16 protein-coding genes are annotated in these 18,215 nt (G+C 58.8%); 14 read left to right on the forward strand and 2 right to left on the reverse strand.

What is annotated here, in order from left to right; genetic code table 11:
- The first annotated feature begins 158 nt into the window (after positions 1–158).
- From EJA71_RS08045 to EJA71_RS08080, 8 genes are all read left to right on the forward strand, one after another.
- Positions 159–599 carry a low molecular weight protein-tyrosine-phosphatase gene (locus EJA71_RS08045; protein WP_158955752.1) on the forward strand — a complete coding sequence of 147 codons (441 nt, stop codon included), beginning with the start codon at positions 159–161 and terminating at the stop codon, positions 597–599.
- Between the two features lie 39 nt (positions 600–638).
- Positions 639–2,867: a polysaccharide biosynthesis tyrosine autokinase gene (locus EJA71_RS08050; RefSeq protein WP_158955754.1), complete on the forward strand. Its 2,229-nt coding sequence runs from the start codon at positions 639–641 to the stop codon at positions 2,865–2,867.
- 40 nt (positions 2,868–2,907) lie between these two features.
- A complete protein-coding gene (locus EJA71_RS08055; RefSeq protein ID WP_158955756.1) occupies positions 2,908–3,990 on the forward strand; it encodes a glycosyltransferase in 1,083 nt (360 codons plus the stop codon).
- A gap of 15 nt (positions 3,991–4,005) precedes the next feature.
- The gene (locus EJA71_RS08060) at positions 4,006–5,118 is read left to right on the forward strand and encodes a polysaccharide pyruvyl transferase family protein (RefSeq protein ID WP_158955758.1); all 1,113 of its coding nucleotides are present in this window, start codon (positions 4,006–4,008) and stop codon (positions 5,116–5,118) included.
- Positions 5,115–6,347, forward strand: coding sequence for a polysaccharide biosynthesis C-terminal domain-containing protein (locus EJA71_RS08065; RefSeq protein WP_158955760.1), 1,233 nt, complete (start codon positions 5,115–5,117; stop codon positions 6,345–6,347). Before EJA71_RS08060 ends, EJA71_RS08065 begins: the two co-directional genes overlap by 4 nt.
- Positions 6,338–7,441 (forward strand): hypothetical protein, encoded by a 1,104-nt coding sequence (locus EJA71_RS08070; protein ID WP_064392790.1) that lies wholly within the window; start codon positions 6,338–6,340, stop codon positions 7,439–7,441. The genes EJA71_RS08065 and EJA71_RS08070 overlap by 10 nt, the downstream gene beginning before the upstream one ends.
- A gap of 12 nt (positions 7,442–7,453) precedes the next feature.
- Positions 7,454–8,503, forward strand: a complete 1,050-nt coding sequence (locus EJA71_RS08075; RefSeq protein ID WP_158955762.1) for an acyltransferase family protein — start codon at positions 7,454–7,456, stop codon at positions 8,501–8,503.
- A gap of 206 nt (positions 8,504–8,709) precedes the next feature.
- Positions 8,710–9,840 (forward strand): GDSL-type esterase/lipase family protein, encoded by a 1,131-nt coding sequence (locus tag EJA71_RS08080; protein WP_158955764.1) that lies wholly within the window; start codon positions 8,710–8,712, stop codon positions 9,838–9,840.
- A 128-nt stretch (positions 9,841–9,968) separates the two neighbouring features.
- Here the strand turns inward: EJA71_RS08080 and EJA71_RS08085 are convergent, their stop codons facing one another.
- Together EJA71_RS08085 and galU are read right to left on the reverse strand one after the other, a co-directional pair.
- The gene (locus EJA71_RS08085) at positions 9,969–10,379 is read right to left on the reverse strand and encodes a mannose-1-phosphate guanylyltransferase (protein WP_158955766.1); all 411 of its coding nucleotides are present in this window, start codon (positions 10,377–10,379) and stop codon (positions 9,969–9,971) included.
- A 29-nt stretch (positions 10,380–10,408) separates the two neighbouring features.
- Positions 10,409–11,242 (reverse strand): UTP--glucose-1-phosphate uridylyltransferase GalU, encoded by an 834-nt coding sequence (galU, locus tag EJA71_RS08090; RefSeq protein WP_158955768.1) that lies wholly within the window; start codon positions 11,240–11,242, stop codon positions 10,409–10,411.
- Positions 11,243–11,633: 391 nt separating this feature from the next.
- Between galU and galE the strand changes: the two genes are divergently transcribed.
- The 6 genes from galE to EJA71_RS08120 all read left to right on the forward strand — a co-directional run bounded on the left by galE (position 11,634) and on the right by EJA71_RS08120 (position 17,834).
- Positions 11,634–12,650 (forward strand): UDP-glucose 4-epimerase GalE, encoded by a 1,017-nt coding sequence (galE, locus tag EJA71_RS08095; protein WP_158955770.1) that lies wholly within the window; start codon positions 11,634–11,636, stop codon positions 12,648–12,650.
- A gap of 231 nt (positions 12,651–12,881) precedes the next feature.
- Entirely contained in the window at positions 12,882–13,118 is a 237-nt protein-coding gene (locus tag EJA71_RS08100; RefSeq protein WP_007910552.1) for a hypothetical protein, read from the forward strand.
- Positions 13,119–13,262: 144 nt separating this feature from the next.
- On the forward strand, positions 13,263–14,324 hold the full coding sequence (locus tag EJA71_RS08105) for a polysaccharide biosynthesis/export family protein (RefSeq protein ID WP_158955772.1): 1,062 nt from the start codon (positions 13,263–13,265) through the stop codon (positions 14,322–14,324).
- A gap of 11 nt (positions 14,325–14,335) precedes the next feature.
- The gene (locus tag EJA71_RS08110; protein ID WP_158955774.1) at positions 14,336–15,001 is read left to right on the forward strand and encodes a YjbF family lipoprotein; all 666 of its coding nucleotides are present in this window, start codon (positions 14,336–14,338) and stop codon (positions 14,999–15,001) included.
- A complete protein-coding gene (locus EJA71_RS08115) occupies positions 15,001–15,759 on the forward strand; it encodes a capsule biosynthesis GfcC family protein (protein ID WP_158955776.1) in 759 nt (252 codons plus the stop codon). Before EJA71_RS08110 ends, EJA71_RS08115 begins: the two co-directional genes overlap by 1 nt.
- A complete protein-coding gene (locus EJA71_RS08120; RefSeq protein WP_158955778.1) occupies positions 15,756–17,834 on the forward strand; it encodes a YjbH domain-containing protein in 2,079 nt (692 codons plus the stop codon). The genes EJA71_RS08115 and EJA71_RS08120 overlap by 4 nt, the downstream gene beginning before the upstream one ends.
- Positions 17,835–18,215: the final 381 nt, after the last annotated feature.

The following is an 18,215-nucleotide window of genomic DNA, read 5'->3' on the forward strand; positions in this document are numbered from 1 at the left end:
AGTCCGCTAATTGTGGTTGGGGGACTTTAAAACGCTGTGGTACTTAATGCTCCAGTACTAACAGGGCGAATCTATTTCTGAGTGCATGAAGATCTTGAGGGTTCATTCAATTGCTCTCGGGATGTTGGCCGTTTGACATTACACAGGAAAGTATAACCTTGTTCAGAAAGATCCTTGTTGTCTGCGTGGGCAACATATGCCGAAGTCCGACGGCAGAACTCATGTTGCGTAACGCACTGGCGCCTTCATCGATTTCGGTGTCTTCCGCCGGCCTCTCCGCCCGCGTCGGCGAGGGCGTCGAGGCCTCGGCGCGACAGGTGCTCGAAGACCACGGACACAATGCCGACGGATTCAAGGCGCGGCAACTGACCTCGGACATTGTCAATGAATCAGACCTGATTCTGGTCATGGAAAAAGAGCATGTAAATCAAGTGCTGAAGATTGCCTCTCACGCCAGAGGCAAAGTGTTTCTGCTCGGCAAGTGGCAGAGCGAGCGCGAAATACAAGACCCGTATCGTCAAGGCAAGGCCGCTTTTATTCATGCCCACGCATTGATTGAAGATGCTGTTAGTTCATGGGCAAAGCGTCTCGGGCATTGATGAATATTCTTCAGAACAGTGAATGGTAAGAACAGACTTATGCAGTTACCGTCCGTAATCGGCACCCGCGACAATGATCAAGACAGTATTGATCTGCTCGGCATCTTTGGCAGCCTGATCGACCAGAAGTGGTTGATCGGTGCGCTGACCGGCGCCTTCATGGTCACCGGCGTCGCCTATGCGGTTCTGGCCACGCCGGTGTACCTAGCCAACGCGCTGGTGCAGGTCGAACCGAAAAAGAACGACATGCTCGGTTTCTCCGACCTCAACAGCATGCTCGGTGGGCAATCGCCGTCGGTGACCGAAATCGGCATTATCAAATCCCGCGCAGTGATCGGCAAAACCGTCGACGACCTGCGTCTGGACATCGACGTCACCCCCAACACCTTCCCGATGATTGGCGGTTTTCTCGCCCGGCGTTATCGCGGCGAAACCGAGACCAGCGTCGCGGCGCCGCGTTTCGGCCTGAACAGCTACGCCTGGGGCGGTGAGCGCCTGGAGTTTGCCCGGCTGAATCTGCCAAAAGAACTGCTGGGCAAGAAACTCACCCTGATCGCTGGCGAACAGAAGCACTTCCAGTTGCTCGATGACAACGACAACCTGCTGGTCGACGGCGTCGCCGGTGAAGCGTTCGCGCAGGACGGCGTAGAAGGGCAGATCACCCAGTTGCAGGCCAATCCCGGAACGCGTTTCGAAGTGGTGCGCAACCCACGGATCGTGACCATTCAGGGTTATCAGGACGCGCTGGACATCTCCGAGCAAGGCAAGGAATCGGGGATTATCAAACTGGCACTGGCCAGCAGTGACGCCGCCGAGGCGGTGAAGATTCTCAACAAGATCGCCGCGCTGTACGTCGACCAGAACGTGCGCCGCACCTCAGCGGAGGCCGCGCAGAGTCTGGCGTTCCTGCAAAGCCAGTTGCCGCAGGTCAAACGTGATCTGGCCAAGGCCAGTGATGCGCTGAATGTCTACCAGACCCACGGCAAGACCGTGAACATCTCGCTGGAAACGCAATCGGTGCTCGGTCAGTCCGTGGCGCTGGAAACGCGGATTTCCGAGCTGAAAATGCAGCAGGCGGAGATGGACCGCAAGTTCACCAAGCAGCATCCGGCCTATCGTGCGTTGATGAGCCAGATTGGCGAACTGACCCAGCAACAGAAGTCGCTGGAAGGCAAGGTCGGCGACCTGCCCGCCACGCAGCAGGAATTGCTTAACCTGACCCGCGATGTCGAAGTCGCTTCGCAGATCTACACGCAGTTGCTGAACAAAGCCCAGGAGCTGGACATCGTCCGCGCCGGTGCGGTGGGTAACGTGCGTCTGGTCGATACGGCTGACGTCGACCTGACCAGTCCGGTCAAACCGAAAAAAGCCCTGATTGTGCTAATCGCTACATTCTTCGGTGCCTTCGTCGGCGTGGCGCTGGTGCTCCTGCGCAAATCCCTGAGCCGTGGTCTCGAAGGCCCGGAAGCCATCGAGCAGCTCGGTTTGCCGGTGTACGCCTCGATCCCCTACAGCGCGTTGCAGCAGGAAGAAGACAGCAAAAAAGGTCGCGCCCGCGATGGCGCCGACAAGCCGGCTTACCTGCTGGCGCTGCGCAACCCGACCGATCTTTCCATCGAATCGATCCGCAGTCTTCGCACCTGCCTGCACTTCGCCGGGCTCGATTCGACCAATAACCGCATCATGATTTCCGGGCCGAGCCCGCAAGTCGGCAAGACCTTCGTCTCGTCCAACCTTGCGGCGGTCATGGCGCTCAGCGGTCAGCGCGTGGTGCTGATCGATGCTGACATGCGCAAAGGGCATCTGCACAAAACCCTCAACACGCCGATCACCAACGGTTTGTCCGACCTGCTGGTCAAGCGCTGCAGCATCGATCAGGCGATCAACAAAGTCGAAGTCGACAACCTGCACTTCATCAGTCGCGGGCAGGTGCCGCCCAATCCTTCCGAGCTGTTGATGCACGCCAACTTCCGCGACTTGCTCGCCGAACTGAGCGAGCGCTACGACCTGGTGATCATCGATACGCCGCCGCTCCTGGCGGTGACCGACGCGGCGATTGTCGGCCGTGAAGCGGGCATCAGCCTGATCGTCACGCGCTTCGGGGTGAACCCGGCCAAAGAGATCGAACTGACCATCCGCCGCTTCGCGCAGAACGGCATCGAGTTGAAAGGCGCGGTGTTCAACGGCGTCGAGAAGCGTGCCGCCAGTTACTACGGCAACGGCGGCTACGGCTATTACAACTACGAATACGCGTCCGACAAATCCTGACTGTCAGCGACTGTTTTTTCCTGTTTGAAGTGGGTGATTTGTGAAGAAAATACTGCACGTGGCAGAGACGATCAAAGGTGGCGTCGCGACCGTTATCCGCACGATTTCGGCCTCGCCCGAAGGCGACGCGGCGAACTACGAGCTGGTGTATCTGGTGCCAGACGATCAGGCCAGGGAATTGCACGGCATCGGCGCGCAGCAGATCCGCACCTTCCCTCGCACCGGGCGCAACGTGCCGTCGTTGCTGCGCTTCGCCTGGCGCCTGACTCAAGTGATGCTCAAGGAAAAACCCGATGTGGTGCATTTGCACAGCACCTTCTCCGGGGTGATCGGCCGTTGCGTGTGCGTGCTGTTGCGACCGTGGCGCAAGCCGAAAATCGTCTATTGCCCGCATGCGTTTTCGTTTTTGATGGAAAGCTCGCCGATCAAGCAGAAAGTCTATGCGTGGATCGAGCGGGTGCTGCAGAAGGTCACCGACGTGATCATCTGCGTCAGCCAGTACGAGCTGGATAAAGCCGCGCGGTTCGGCATCGAGCGCAAGCGCATGAAGCTCATCTACAACGGCATTCATCACAGGGATGACGCGCCGAAAACTGACAGCCCGGCGCCGATTCATTTGCTGTTCGTCGGTCGCCTCGACTACCAAAAAGGCTTCGACGTGCTGCTCAAGGCCTACGCCAAGGTCCAGCGCAGCGACATGAAGCTGACCGTGGTTGGCAGCGCCGTCAACGAGGACGCGGTCGAGTGCCCGCCGATGGACGGCGTCGAGTACCTGCCGTGGGTCACGCCGAGCGAGGTGCAGGCGCTGTATCAACAATCCGATGCGCTGATCGTGCCGAGTCGCTGGGAAGGTTTCGCCATGGTGCCGCTGGAAGGCATGGCCATGGGTTTGCCGGTGATCGCCAGCAATTGCACGTCGCTGCCAGAACTGGTCACCAACGAAGTGTCCGGCTACGTCTTTCCGTCCGGTGATCACCAGGCGTTGGCCGACGTGCTGAAGAAAATCCAGAAGCCACGCCTGCTCGACCTCGGCAACGAAGGACGGAGCATCGTCCGCGAGCGTTTCAGCGCCGCGTTGATGATTCGCCAGACCTACGACCTGTATCGCGCTCCCACTTTTTAAGTAGAACTCAAGCATATGAACGTAACGATTTTGCATGGCTACAGTGCGTCCAACTCCGGTGACGGCCTGCTCGTCGATCTGGCCATCGCCCTGGTGCAGCGCAACTTTGGCGAAGACACCGCGATCAGTGTGGTGGCCTCCGATCCGGACTCTTTCAGCTATTTGCCGCACCCGCGTTTTGATGCGCCGGTCATGGCCGCCAAGGGCCTGGGTCGGGTCAAGCAAGCGGTGTTTCTCAACCAGTCCTATGCCGGGCTGGCGGATCTGTTGAAGAAAACTGATCTGATCGTCGGTGTCGGTGGCGGCTATATGCGTTCGAAAAGCGCTTTCGAACACGTCAAGTTGAAGCTCGGCCACGCCAAGCAACTGGAAACCGCGATCCTCAGCAAGGTGCCGTCGGTGTACCTGCCGCAGAGCATCGGCCCGTTCCATGGCGAGAGCAGCAAAATCGTCGAGCACTACGCCAGCGCCGATGCGGTGTTCGTGCGCGACAACCGTTCCTCGGCGATTTTCGACGCCTGCGAAAATGTCTATCGCGCCCCCGATCTGGCGGTGCAGTCGCTGGCGAGCAAGATCCTCCAGCAACCGAAATTCACGCGTTGCGCCGCATCACCGGCCACGGTCTGCGTGGTGCTGCGCAAGCCGCCGGAGTGGAGCAAAGAGAAGAAAGTCGCCTACGTCGCCAACCTGAAGGTGCTGCTGCAACGCCTGAAGCAAAAAAGCAAAGTGGTCTGCGCGGTACAGAGCGCCGTGCGCGGCAACGATGACGGCGCGTTCTATCGCGAGCTGGGCATCACTGAAGACCTGCTGTCCTTGAAGGCAACGATTGCCAAGTATCAACCGGATCTGGTGATTTCCGTGCGCTTGCACGGCGCGATCGAATCGCTGCTGTCCGGCGTGCCGGCGTACCACATCAGCTACGAGCGCAAAGGCTTTGGCGCCTATCAGGACATGGGCGTCGAGGACTGGGTGATCAACGGCGGCGACATCAATGTCGACACCATCATCAACACGGTTTACGCGCCGAATGCACTGACGAATTTCGGCCAGCGCCTGACCGACACCTGCCGTGAAATCGAAGCAAAAACCGTGGCCATGGACGACATCATCAAGGGTGTCGTTCGATGATATTTCGGCTGCTGCTTCGCGGCGGAGCCTTAGGCGCGAAGTTTTTGCTGGTGTTGGCGATCACCCATTACCTCGGTTATGAGGCGCTGGGTTTTTACGGCGTGGTGGTCGCGGCCTCGTTGATCGCCTCGAAGTTCTACAGCGTCGGTTTCAGTTCCGAGATCAATCGGCTGATCAGCGTCGGCGGCAGTTCGCGCCGGGTGGTCGACAAAGTCCTGCTGCTGTATCTGGCAGTGGGATTGCTGTTGTCGGTGGTGACAGTGCTGATTTATTCACTGTTCCAGCAGGTTGAAGCGACGGCCATGCTGATCCTCTGCGTGACGTTGGTGTTGCTCACTGAGCACCTGTCGTTCGAGATCAACTCGTTTGTGTTTTCCGCGCAGAAAGCCACCGCCGGCGCGTTGCTGTTCTTCATCAAGACCGGTCTGTGGGCGGTGTTGGCGGTGGGCGGGATGATGCTCGGCTGGGTGTCGGGCATCGCCAGTGTGTTGTGGCTGTGGGTCGCCGCCAACGTGCTGGTGATCATCGCCGGTTACCTGATCGTGGTGAACGTGCACAAGGGCCGCGAGAGCGGATCGCTGGCGACGGCGACGGTATGGAAGGCCGGGCTGCCGTTCTATCTCGGCACCGGTTTGATCGCGTTGAGTCAGTACGCCGAGCGCTTCCTGATCATCGATCTCGAACCCTACGCCAGCCTCGGTAAATACGTCTACGCGTGGTCGGCGGCGAACACTTTGCAGGCGTTGTCGTACGCGGTGGTGGCGGTGGTCGGGATTCCGCTGCTGGCCAAGCGTTTTCAGGCTGATCAGCAGGCGTTCACGGTCAAGCAACTGTTCGTCAACAAGTGGGTCATGCGCTCGCTGGTGGTGTCGGCGGCGGTGGCGGTGGCGATCTATGTGTTTTTCAACGTGGTGCTCGATTACGTCGCCACCAGCGTGCCGCGTCCGGACAACGGCATCCTCGGCGTGCTGATCTTTTCCTTTGCCTTGCGCGCGATTGGCGACATTGTCTGGGGCGGTTTGATTGCCTCGAAGAACAGTCGCGTCTCGCTCGCGAGCGCAGCGATTTGCCTGTTGGTTTCAGTGCCGGTGAGCTGGGTGCTGATCAAGCATTACTCGATCTACGGCGCGGCGTGGGGCAATGTGTTTGCGATCATCGTGCAGCTCGGTGTGATCGCCGTACTGACCCGCGTGACCGGTGCGAAGAAGGCTGCCGTGTCATGGGCCTGAAGCTGCCGTGCATCGAGTTTCGCGGCAAGCGACTCGATTCGTATGTGTCGTTCCTGATCCTCTTCACCGGGCTGTTTCTGTCGGTGGCCATGCCCCTGCTGATTCCCCGTGATCCCGGCCCGGATGCGATGACCTTGTGGTCGTCCTACGCCCGCGCCGACAACTGCAACTTCTGGAACCCGTTCTCGCCGGATCGCTCGTCCTACGAGTGTTCGGCGTTCCTGTTGCGGCCCACCGGGATCAACCTGACCAATGCCTGGGCCTACGGCATGTTCTGCAATTTCTTCCTCACGGCGATCCCGGTGGTGGTGTTCCGGCGCATGCCGTTGGCGATCTTTGGCACGCTGTGTCTGTGGGGCATCGTGCGCTCGTTTTTCCTGGAGAACCTGACCAAGGAAATCATCGTCTCGGTGGCGGTGTTGAGCATTTTGCTCAGTTCGCTGACGCGCAAATATCGCGGCGGCTTTTTCCTCTCGGCGGTGATCTACGGCGTGCTGATCCGGCCTTACTGGATTCTGTTTTCGCTGTCGTGGATCGGCGTCTGCGTGATGAAAAAGTATGTGTCGCGCACGACCTTCTTCCTGATGCTGTTCCTGTTTTACCTGGCCGTGGCCATGGCGATCCAGGTTGCGCTGGGGTTTCCGGTGTCGTCGATTCGCGCCAGTAACAATGAACTGCGCACGGCGGGGGAGGAGGGTTCGAAGTCGTTGATCGTCTCGTGGCTCACCGGCAGCGATTTCGTTTCGCAGGCGCTGGACTCGATGATCATCTTCTTCCGCTTGTCGTTCCCGGTGGAGCTGATTCTGCTGTCGGGCCCGGGTCAGGTGATCTTCGTGGCGTTGATGATCATGACCGCGTTGCTGCTGTTCAAAGTCATCACCTCGACCGATTACAAAGGTGCGCCGATCCAGACCAAACCCAAGGAATTGATCGCGATCCCGCTGGCGTTTTTGCTGGTGCAAGGTTTGTTCGAACCGGACTTCGGCTCCTTCGCCCGACACTTTTCGATGGTGGTGCCGGTGTTGTTCGTCGGCCTCGGATTGATGCTGCGGGCGAACAAACCGGTGCAGGTTGAATCAAGAATTCTGAATTGAGGCAGGTGCTTTATGTCGAGCAAGAAAAAGTCCCTGGAGATTGAAACCCTGCGTGGCCTGGCGTGCCTGTTGCTGGTGCTCTATCACGTCATCGGGCCGTTGGGCGGCGGGTTGAAGATCGATATCGGCTCGCCGTTCCGGGTGATTGCCGATTCGATGGTGTACGTGCGCATGCCGTTGTTCACCTTTATTTCCGGGTATATCTATTCGATCTACAAAATCCGTGGCAACGACTTTTCCGCGTTCTTCAGCGGCAAGGTGCGGCGCTTGATCGTGCCGCTGTTCTGCGTCGGCGTACCGTTCTCGGTGTTGCAAGCGGTGGCGCCGGGGGTGAACAAGGACGTCGGCGTGCTCGACGCATTGTTGTCGTTCTGGGTGCCGGTCAACCACTTCTGGTTCCTGCAGGCGGTGTTTATCATTTTCATGTTCGTTGGCTTGCTGGAGTGGCGCGGGATGCTGCGTTCGCCGACGCGCTTGTATGGCTTGTTCGCGTTTGCCGCCGTGTTGTTTCTGCTGCCGCCGTTCAAGTTCGATGCATTCGGGATTAACGGCGCGATTTACCTGCTGCCGTTTTTCGTCGCGGGGATGATTGGCCAGGAGAACGTCGACGCGCTGAAACAACGCTTCAAGGTGATCGGGCCGTTGGTGTTTGTGCTGATTTCGCTGACGCTGTTGTATGTGGCGGCGATTGATCGGGAGCTGATCGTTGATCGCCGGAGCCTCATCGGTTTGACCGTCGGTTGCGTTTCCTGCATCGCGTTGTTGTCGAGTGATGTGCGGTCGAAGGCGCTGACCTGGTTGGGCGGGTATTCCTATGCGATTTTCCTGTTTCATGTGCTGTTCGCGGCGACGTCGCGGTTTGTGCTGGGGCGGTTGGGCGTGAAGGATGAGAGCTTGCTGGTGCTCGGTGGTTTGAGTGCTGGCTTGCTTGGGCCGGTGGTGTTGTCGATGGTTTTCAGTCGGTTCAATTTCACATCTGTGTTGTTCCTTGGGGAGCGGGCGGCGAAGAAGAAGCCGGTGGTGCCTGTCATCCCGGTGGTGCAGACCCAATCATCCCTGTAAGTCACACCATCCCTGTGGGAGCTGGCTTGCCAGCGATGGCGTTTTGTCAGGCAATGCATCTGTGTCTGACCGGACCCCATCGCTGGCAAGCCAGCTCCCACAGGTTTATCAGATGTGAATGAATTTAGCGGATGACCACAATCCTTCTGGGAGTGACGATTCGACTTGCTCGCGAAGGGGCCATTTCAGACTGAAGGAAATTGTGCATGTTGGCAGTAGATGACCCTCAACCCGTCGCAGCATCCGTGGTTCAGGTGGGCGATGCCCGTGAGCGTTTTGCGCAGTGGCGGGAAGGCAAGGCCGGCAAGGTTTTATCGGTCTCGGTGATCGGCGACAGCTACAGCGCCGGGCAGGATTTCTATCTGAACAAACTGGTGCAGCGCGTGGCCGGGGAGGTCGGTTTTGCCGGGCCCGGTTATGTCGGTTTTAACCACGGCGCAGCGCTGGGCGGTACGCATTTCAAATACACCCGCAGCAGTGAAAAGTATTTCAGCGGTGGCTGGAAGGTCTCTGAGCTGGGTCAGGCGAGCCCGGACAGTCGCACGGTCACGGGCAAACCCGGCGCTTGGCTGCAAGTGGATGCCAACCCTACGCCGCGCATCGATACAGCGGTCACTCAGGCGAAACTGCTTTACCTCGGCAATGGCGAATCCAGCGAGATCCGCTATCGCTGGTCACCTTCAGAAGACTGGCAGCCCATGACCCTGTCAGGCGCAGGGGTTCAGGAAGTGCCATTGACTGGCCTCTCTGCAGCCAAAGACTGGTCGTTCAAACTGGAAGTGGTGAAGGGCGCGCCCACCTTGTTCGGCCTGTGGATGAGCAACGATCAGAACGGCATACGCGTGTCGAAACTGGCGGCCTCCGGTGCGGCGTCGGCGGACTTCTATCACCAGGATCCGCAATGGCAGGTGCAGTGGAAAGCCGCGGTGGCGAAGATCCCGGCTGACGTTTACCTGATCATGCTCGGTGGCAACGATCAGGGCTTCGGGGTGAAACCTGCGCAGTACCTGCAGAATGTTCAGGGTCTGGTGGGCATGCTGCGCGAGATTCAACCGAAGGCGAGCATCAATCTGATCATGCGCCAGGACACCACGCGCTCCAGCGCTTACCCGATGTCGGCGTATGCGCAGGTGCTGGAGCCTTGGGCGCGGGAGCAGCATTTGGGTTATGCCAATCTGCAATGCGCGTTTGGCCCGGACGTGAAGCGCTACTCCGCCGCGATGATCGGCCCGGACAAGATTCATCCGCTGCCGGCCACGGGCGGGAAGGTGATTGCTGATTACTTTTATGGCTGGATTACCGGCGCCAAAGACCGCTGCGACGCCCTCCCGAAGTAACGCGCAAACCCCGGCGCGATGATCGTTCCCACGCTCCGCGTGGGAATGCATCCTGTGACGCTCTGCGTCACTCAGCGAAGGGCCGCGGAGCGTCCCGGGCGGCATTCCCACGCGGAGCGTGGGAACGATCAGTTTTGCGTGAAGGCGTCGACTTGCTCGAGCAATTCCGCAATCTTCTGCGGCATCAACCGCGTATCGCAGCGCGTCTCAACGTTGATGATGATCGCCGGGTCGTTGCAGCAAATCCGCACGCGAAAGCGCCAATCGCTGAAGATCACTTTCAGCCCGTCACGGTCATCCATTTCCAGCGCCTGCTCGCCGTACAGCTTTTTCAAATGGGCGAGCAGGGGATAGGGATCGCGCATCGGTCGGCGGATGTCACCTGACGCGGGGAACACGCCAATCCGCTCCACCAGCAGAATCGTGCCCAGCCAGGTTTCGTTGGCGCTGGGCAACGGCTGATGGCGGGACAACCAGCTCATCACCCCGAGGTTACCCACCTCGCGTTCAATCTCTACGGAATGTTGTGCAATGTTCATGGTCGCCTCGTCGGGTGGGGGGAGCCGTCTCAGCGGCCCTTGAGATAGACGTTTTCGTAGCAGAAATTGGTCGCCTGCAAGTAGCCCTCGGCGTCGCCGCAGTCGAAGCGCAGACCTTTGAATTTGTAGGCCAGCACGCAACCGTTCTGCGCCTGTTTCATCAGCGCATCGGTGATCTGGATTTCGCCGCCCTTACCCGGTTCGGTGTCGGCGATCAGGTCGAAAATGTCCGGCGTAAGGATGTAGCGACCGATGATCGCCAGGTTCGACGGTGCGTCTTGCGGCGCCGGTTTTTCCACCATGTTGTTAACCCGGTAGATGCCGTCGGAGATCAGCTCGCCGGCAATCACCCCGTACTTGTGCGTCTGGTCGGCCGGGACTTCCTGAATGGCGACGATCGAGCAGCGGAATTTCTTGTACAGCTGGATCATCTGCGTGAGTACGCCGTCACCTTCCAGGTTCAGGCACAAGTCATCGGCCAGCACCACGGCGAACGGCTCGTCGCCGATCAGTGGGCGACCGCTGAGGATCGCGTGGCCCAGGCCCTTCATTTCCACCTGACGGGTGTAGGAGAAGGTGCAGGTGTCGATCAGCTCGCGAGTACCGGCGAGGAATTTCTCTTTCTCGGTGCCGCGAATCTGGTGTTCGAGTTCGTAGCTGATGTCGAAATGGTCTTCCAGCGCACGCTTGCCGCGACCGGTGACGATGGCCATGTGTTGCAGACCGGCGTCCCGCGCTTCTTCAACGGCGTATTCGATCAACGGCTTGTTGACGATTGGCAGCATCTCTTTCGGCATGGCTTTAGTGGCCGGCAAGAAACGCGTGCCATAGCCGGCAGCGGGGAACAAACATTTACGAATCATAAAAGTATCCTGGACAGTCATGGAACACAGTCAACGACAGCGCGGCACTTAGAGCACCACGCAAGTTTCAAATAATATTGAACGAGTGATTTAATACATGAGTCAGGTTATACATGGCAATGCGCGGCGGGCTTAAAGCGTGACAATGTTATGAGATGTCGGTAAGTGCGTAGTTAGTTATTTTTAGTCGGTATCCGTTGATAGTGGTTAGTGCACAGGCAGTGCTAATAAGTACCCGGTAATACAGTTTGACCTGGAAAAATATTTATTGCCAGTCGTTGAACTAATTTTGCTTGAGGTTGTTGTCGCCTTATTTGTGTGGATTACGACACATATCCAATGCAAGAGGCTTGACACACCACAGGGCACTTATCCACTGACGGACCGCGCTATGAAAATTCTGGTAACGGGTGGCACCGGTTATATCGGCTCGCACACCACACTTGCGCTGCTTGAAGCAGGCTATGAAGTTGTCGTGCTGGATAATCTCTGCAACAGCAGCGAAGCGGCACTGCACGCCATTGAAGGCATCTGCGGGAAGAGTGCCTGGATGATCCGCGGGGATGTCTGTGACCGGGCATTGCTCGACCGGATTTTCCGCGAGCACAACATCGACGCCGTGCTGCATTTTGCTGGTCTCAAGGCTGTGGGCGAGAGCGTGCGCAAGCCGCTTGAGTACTACGAAACCAACGTCAGTGGCAGCATTAATCTGTGCCAGGCGATGGCAGCGGCGGGGGTGTTTCGTCTGGTCTTCAGCTCATCGGCCACGGTGTATGGCGAGCCGGAGCAGATGCCGATCCGCGAGGATTTTCCTACCGGCACGCCGACCAATCCCTACGGCCAGTCGAAATTGATCGTTGAAAATGTCCTGCGCGATCTGGCTCAGGCCGAGCCGCGCTGGAGCATCGCGCTGCTGCGCTACTTCAACCCGATCGGCGCGCACCACAGCGGCCACCTGGGCGAAGACCCCAACGGCATCCCCAACAATCTGGTGCCTTACATCAGTCAGGTCGCGGTTGGCAGCCTGCCGGAGCTGTCGATCTTCGGCAACGATTACCCGACCATCGACGGCACCGGCGTGCGCGATTACATCCACGTCGTCGATCTGGCGGATGGGCACTTGAAGGCCTTGCAGTCGATCTCGGGGCGTACCGGCATTCATACCTGGAACCTCGGCACCGGCGATGGCTACAGCGTCCTGCAAGTGCTCCACGCCTTCGAACAGGCCTGCGGGCAAGCAGTGCCGTACCGGATGATGCCGCGCCGTTCTGGCGATATTGCCGAGAGTTGGGCCGATGCGTCCAAGGCGGCGACAGAGTTGGGCTGGAAAGCCACGCGCAACTTGCAGGACATGGTCACCGATACCTGGCGCTGGCAATCGAATCATCCCAAAGGCTACTTGGGATGATGGCCATTTAGTCCAATGTTATTTTCAGTCAGGTTGTTAGATAACGTCGGGAAATTACACTGGCAATGCCTTTTGCAAGTCCGTAGATATAAACCTGCCGTTCGACTTTTATCAGTTGGGTAAGACTGTGAAAGAACGACGGATCATGTTCGCGTTTTTTGCGGACTTGAACGCTACCCACTCTGACTTAGACCGGTTTTTTAACAGGTCGAATGTTAGAAAGGAGTTGTTATGAAAAAAGTGATGGCAGTTGCCCTGTTGACGATGTTGAGCAACTGGGCTGCCGCAGCTGAAGCACCGCTGACGGCGGTAACCAATGTAGGTGGCAATGTAGCGGCTTCTCAAGCGCCTGCAGCCAGTACTGCAATGGTTGCCAGTGCAGTAGCGGCGTCCAACAGTGGTGGCAGTGCCAATGGCGGTACTACCGGTACCACAGGTACCACCGGTACAACCGGCACGCATAACTAACAGGAACATTTGTTAGTGCAGTACAAGGTCGCCCGACGCAAGTTGGGTGACTTTCTTTTTGGATTCGCCCTTGAATAGCGTAGTGCCATTATGACTCGTAGTGTTTATCTTTTAATGTTGGCAAGTCTCGCTTTGCAAGGTTGCATGTTTTCCCCCGGTCAATACCTCAGCACCAGTGACATCACCCGCCAGGGTGCCAGCGAAAGCAGCCGGGTCGAGCTGATTCCGATCACGCCCAAGCTGATTGCCATGAACCGCGCCACGCAAAAGCGTGAGTCGCTGCCGGCAGAGCTGCTGGCGACCCCGGCCGAGTACCGCATCGGCAACAACGATGTCTTGTACATCACGGTGTGGGATCACCCGGAGCTGACGGCGCCGTCCGGTGCACAACAACAGATCGATGCCAACGGCCGACTGGTGCGCTCCGACGGCACGCTCTATTACCCGTTCATCAAGGAAGTCCAGGCCGCCGGCCGGACCATCCAGCAACTGCGCTCGGACATCGAACAGCGACTCTCGGCGTTCATCGCCGAGCCGCAAGTGGATGTCGCGGTGTTGCGTTTCGCCAGCCAGAAAGTCGTGGTCACCGGTGCGGTGACCAAGGCCGGGCCGCAAGCGATTTCCACCAACCCGCTGAGTGTGGTCGAAGCCCTCGGCTCGGCCGGTATCGACACCAACAATGCTGATTTGTCCGGGTTGTTGCTGACGCGCAAGGGCCGCACCTATCCGCTGAATCTCGACTCGCTCAATCAACAGGATTCCGAGTTGCAGAACGTCTACCTCAAGGGCGGCGATCAGCTGTATCTGCCGTACAACGACAACAAGCGCATCTACGTGATGGGCGAGGTCAACCAACCGCGCGCACTGAGTTTCAAGACCGCAACCATGAACCTCACCGACGTGCTCGGTTCGGTCGGCGGCCTGGCCCAGACCACCTCCAATGGCAACGCGGTGTATGTCATTCGTGGCGTGGAAAATCTCGACGTCGAGCCGGCGAAGATCTATCAGCTCGAAGCCGAGTCGCCGACCGCCATGGCGCTGGCTTCGCACTTCGAAGTTCGCCCGCAGGACGTGGTGTATGTCGGGCCTGCCAACGTGACTCGCTGGAACCGTCTGATCAGTCAATTGGTGCCGTCGGCATCGCTTGTCGGCACTGGCGCTTCCGCTGCGAAGAACTGGAGCGAATACAGTAACAACAGCAAATAAGGTCGCCGACTTTGAACATTCTGAAAGTTGGCCTGTGCCTGATGGCGGCCTCGTTGCTGTGTGGTTGTAACCCGTTGATGAGCGCGTCCTTGAACAACCTCAAGGCTGCGGTGGTCGGCCCGGATGAAGTGGACGTGACGGCAGCCGAAGTAGCCGGGGTCAATTATCCGCAACTGAAACTGACCACACCTTCGGGCTCCGGGGTGTTGGCGCTGATGCGCGAACGGGAGGACCTGCAGTTCTGGGTCGCGTCCGGCAAACAGGTGCTGTTGCTGCGCGATGGCCTCGCCGTGCGCAGCGTCGGCCTGGGCCTGGAAGGCGATCTCGACGGCACGCGGCTGTCCGATAATTCGCCGTTCAAACAAGGTTTGCATCAAGTGGCGGATGGTTTCACCACGCGGCGCTGGATCGACCTCTACAAGGGTCAGGAAGTCGGGGTGATCGTCAACAGCCGCTTCTCCCGCCGCTCCGAACAAACCCTGCAGATTCTCGACAAGGAATACACCGTGCTGCGTGTCGATGAGCAGATTGATGCGCCGGCCATCGGCCTGCGCGCGACCAATCATTACTGGGTCGACCCGCGCGACGGTTTCATTTTGCAGAGCGAGCAGCAGTTGACCTCGCAGTTGCGCGTCAAGGTTGTGCAACTCACGCCTGATCGCAGGCACCTGCCGTGATGCGTCTAAGGATGTTATCGGCGGGCCTGATGTTGATCGCCAGTGTCAGTCAGGCGGCTGTCACGGTGTCGGGCGATGTCGCCAACCCCGGGCCGGTCGAGTTGCCACCGGGCGGGCGCTTGCTCGACGTGATCGGCGAAGCGGTGCCGAATGCCGAAGGTTACTGGCTGGCGGGTGCCTTGCTGCGCCAGTCGCTGATTGAGGAGCAGGCGCGCCTCAAGGTCGGCGTGCTGTTTGATCTGGATGTGTTGCGGCGCATGGCGATGCTGTTCGACCGGCCGAGTCGCGCGGCGTTGGCGCAGCGCATGGCTGAAGAAGTGCGGCAGATGCCAGTGACCGGGCGGCAGATCGCCGATCTCGACCCGGTCGCACTGGAAGTCGGTTTCGCGCGCAACATTCGCCTCGACGATGGCGATCAGTTGATCTATCCGAAACGGGTCGACGAAGTCGAAGTGTTCGGCGCCGTCGCCACGCCGTGTCATCTGCCGTATCAGCCGTTGCAAGAGGCCCGTGAATACTTGCAGGGCTGCTCGATTCTCAGCGATGCCGAAGCCGATTACCTGTGGCTGATTCAGCCCAACGGCGCCTCGCAACGGGTCGGCATCGCGCACTGGAATCGCGAGAGCGGGCACTTTCCCGTGGCCGGCAGCAAGATTCTGGTGCCGCTGAAAAATGATGATCTGGATCCGCCTCTACCTGAACTGAATCAGCAGTTGGCCGAATTTATTGCCACGCAGCTGGCCGAGGTGGTTCGTTGAAGTTACGTTTTGCAGCTGTGTTGTTATTGCCCTGCGGTCTGGCCCATGCCGAGCCGCGCATCACCCAGAATGACTTCGGTGGCACCGGTCTGTTGCAGACGCCGACCGCGCGCATGGCCCCGGCCGGCGAATTGAGCGTCAACGCCAACCGCACCGAACCGTACAGCCGCTACAGCGTTTCGTTGCAACCGCTGGACTGGCTCGAAGGCTCGTTTCGCTACACCGCGATCACCAACCGGGCATACGGATCGGAGGCTCTGAGCGGCAGCCAAAGCTATAAGGATAAGGCGGTCGACGTCAAAGTCCGGCTGTGGCAGGAAAGTCACTGGTTGCCCGACGTGGCGCTGGGCTTCCGAGATATCGGTGGTACCGGTTTGTTCTCCAGTGAATTTTTCGTCGCCAACAAACGCTTCGACAATTTCGACTTCAGCGCCGGGATTGCCTGGGGTTATCTGGGTAATCGCGGCGACCTCGACAACCCGTTGGGCTACGTCAGTGATCGCTTCGATACCCGGCCCGAACTCGAAGGCACCGGTGACGTCAACTCGGGCTCTTACTTTCGCGGTCGGCCGTCGCTCTTCGGTGGTGTGAGCTATCAGACGCCGTGGGATCGTCTCAGCCTGAAGCTTGAATACGAAGGCAACGATTACAAGAACGAGCCGAAGGACAACATCATCAAGCAAGACTCGCCGATCAACCTCGGCGCGGTGTTCAAAGTGGCAGATTCAGTCGACGTCAGCGCCGCGTGGGAGCGCGGGAATACGGCGATGTTCGGCATCACCTTTCACACCAATTTCGCTACCCGCAAGGCACCCGCCAAGACGTACGATCCGACCCCAGAACCGCTGCCGGCGAAGGCGCCGACCACGGCGATGGATCAGGTCAACTGGGCCAACGTTTCGCAGCGCCTGCAGCAGAACGCTGGCTACAAAGTCGAGCGCATCACCCAGCGTGATTCCGAGCTGATCGTCTATGGCGAGCAGCAGCGTTATTTCCATTCGTCCAAGGCTGTCGGGCGGGCGAGCCGTGTGCTCGATAACAGCGTCAACGACGACATCGACTGGTTCACCATGGTCAACAAGCGCTACGACTTGCCGGTGGAAGAAACCAGCGTGCCGCGCCAGACCTTCCGTGAAGTGATCAATAACGAAGAGCCGTTGGAGTCGTTGCACCGCACCACCGAGATCAACCCGGCGATGCCGCACAACGAGAAAACCCTCTACACCGAAGCACCGCAGCATTTCAGTTATGGCGTGGGGCTGGGCTTCAAGCAGAACGTCGGTGGCCCGGATGGCTTGCTCTATCAATTCACCGCCGATGCCGACGCCGAATACCGCTTCAATCGCAACACCTGGTGGAACGGTTTGCTCAGCACCAACCTGGTCAACAACTTCGACAAATTCGTCTACGACGCACCGAGCGGTTTGCCTCGTGTGCGTACGGATTTGCGTCAGTACCTGACCACCTCCGATACGACCATGCCGCTGTTCCAGGTCAGCCATGCCGAGCAATTGGATAAAGACCTGTATGGCATGGTGTATGGCGGTTATCTGGAGTCGATGTTTGCCGGTGTGGGCGGTGAAGTGCTGTTCCGTCCGACCGGTGAGCGCTGGTCGGTGGGGGCGGATATCAACTGGGTGCGTCAGCGGGATTTCGATCAGGGCTTTGCGTTGCGCGATTACTCGGTGGTGACCGGGCACATCACTGGCTATACCGATCTGCCGTTCGATACGCTGGCGGCGGTGAGCGTCGGGCGATATCTGGCCGGGGATTGGGGCGGCACGCTGGACATCTCCCGCGAGTTTTCCAACGGTGTGCGCTTCGGTGCCTGGGCAACGATCACCACGGCGAGCAGCGCCGAGTATGGCGAAGGTAGTTTCGACAAAGGCCTCTACCTGTCCATCCCGTTCGACGAAATGATGAGCATGTCGACCATGCGCCGCGCCAACCTGGTGTGGGCCCCGCTGACCCGTGACGGTGGTGCACGTTTGAACCGCAGCTTCCAATTGCACTCGATGACCGATAGCCGGGAAGGGGACATGTTCTATCGCAATTTCGAGAAGATTACGGAGTAAGCGCAGATCTCCGAAGCACCTCTGAAACCTGTGGGAGCTGGCTTGCCAGCGATGAGGTCGGCACATTCAATATTGATATTGGCTGACCCACCGCCATCGCTGGCGAGCCAGCTCCCACAGGTCATGTGTCTAGCCACAAATCCCGAGCCAACCACAAATCCCTGTGGGAGCTGGCTTGCCAGCGATGAGGCCAGCACCTGCACCATTGATGTCGCCTGACACAGCGCCATCGCTGGCGAGCCAGCTCCCACAGGTCATGTGTCTAGCCACAAATCCCGAGCCAACCACAAATCTCTGTGGGAGCTGGCTTGCCAGCGATGAGGCCAGCACCTGCACCATTGATGTCGCCTGACACAGCGCCATCGCTGGCGAGCCAGCTCC

The sequence above is a fragment of the Pseudomonas sp. PB106 genome, from assembly GCF_009764645.1.
Taxonomy (GTDB): Bacteria; Pseudomonadota; Gammaproteobacteria; order Pseudomonadales; family Pseudomonadaceae; genus Aquipseudomonas.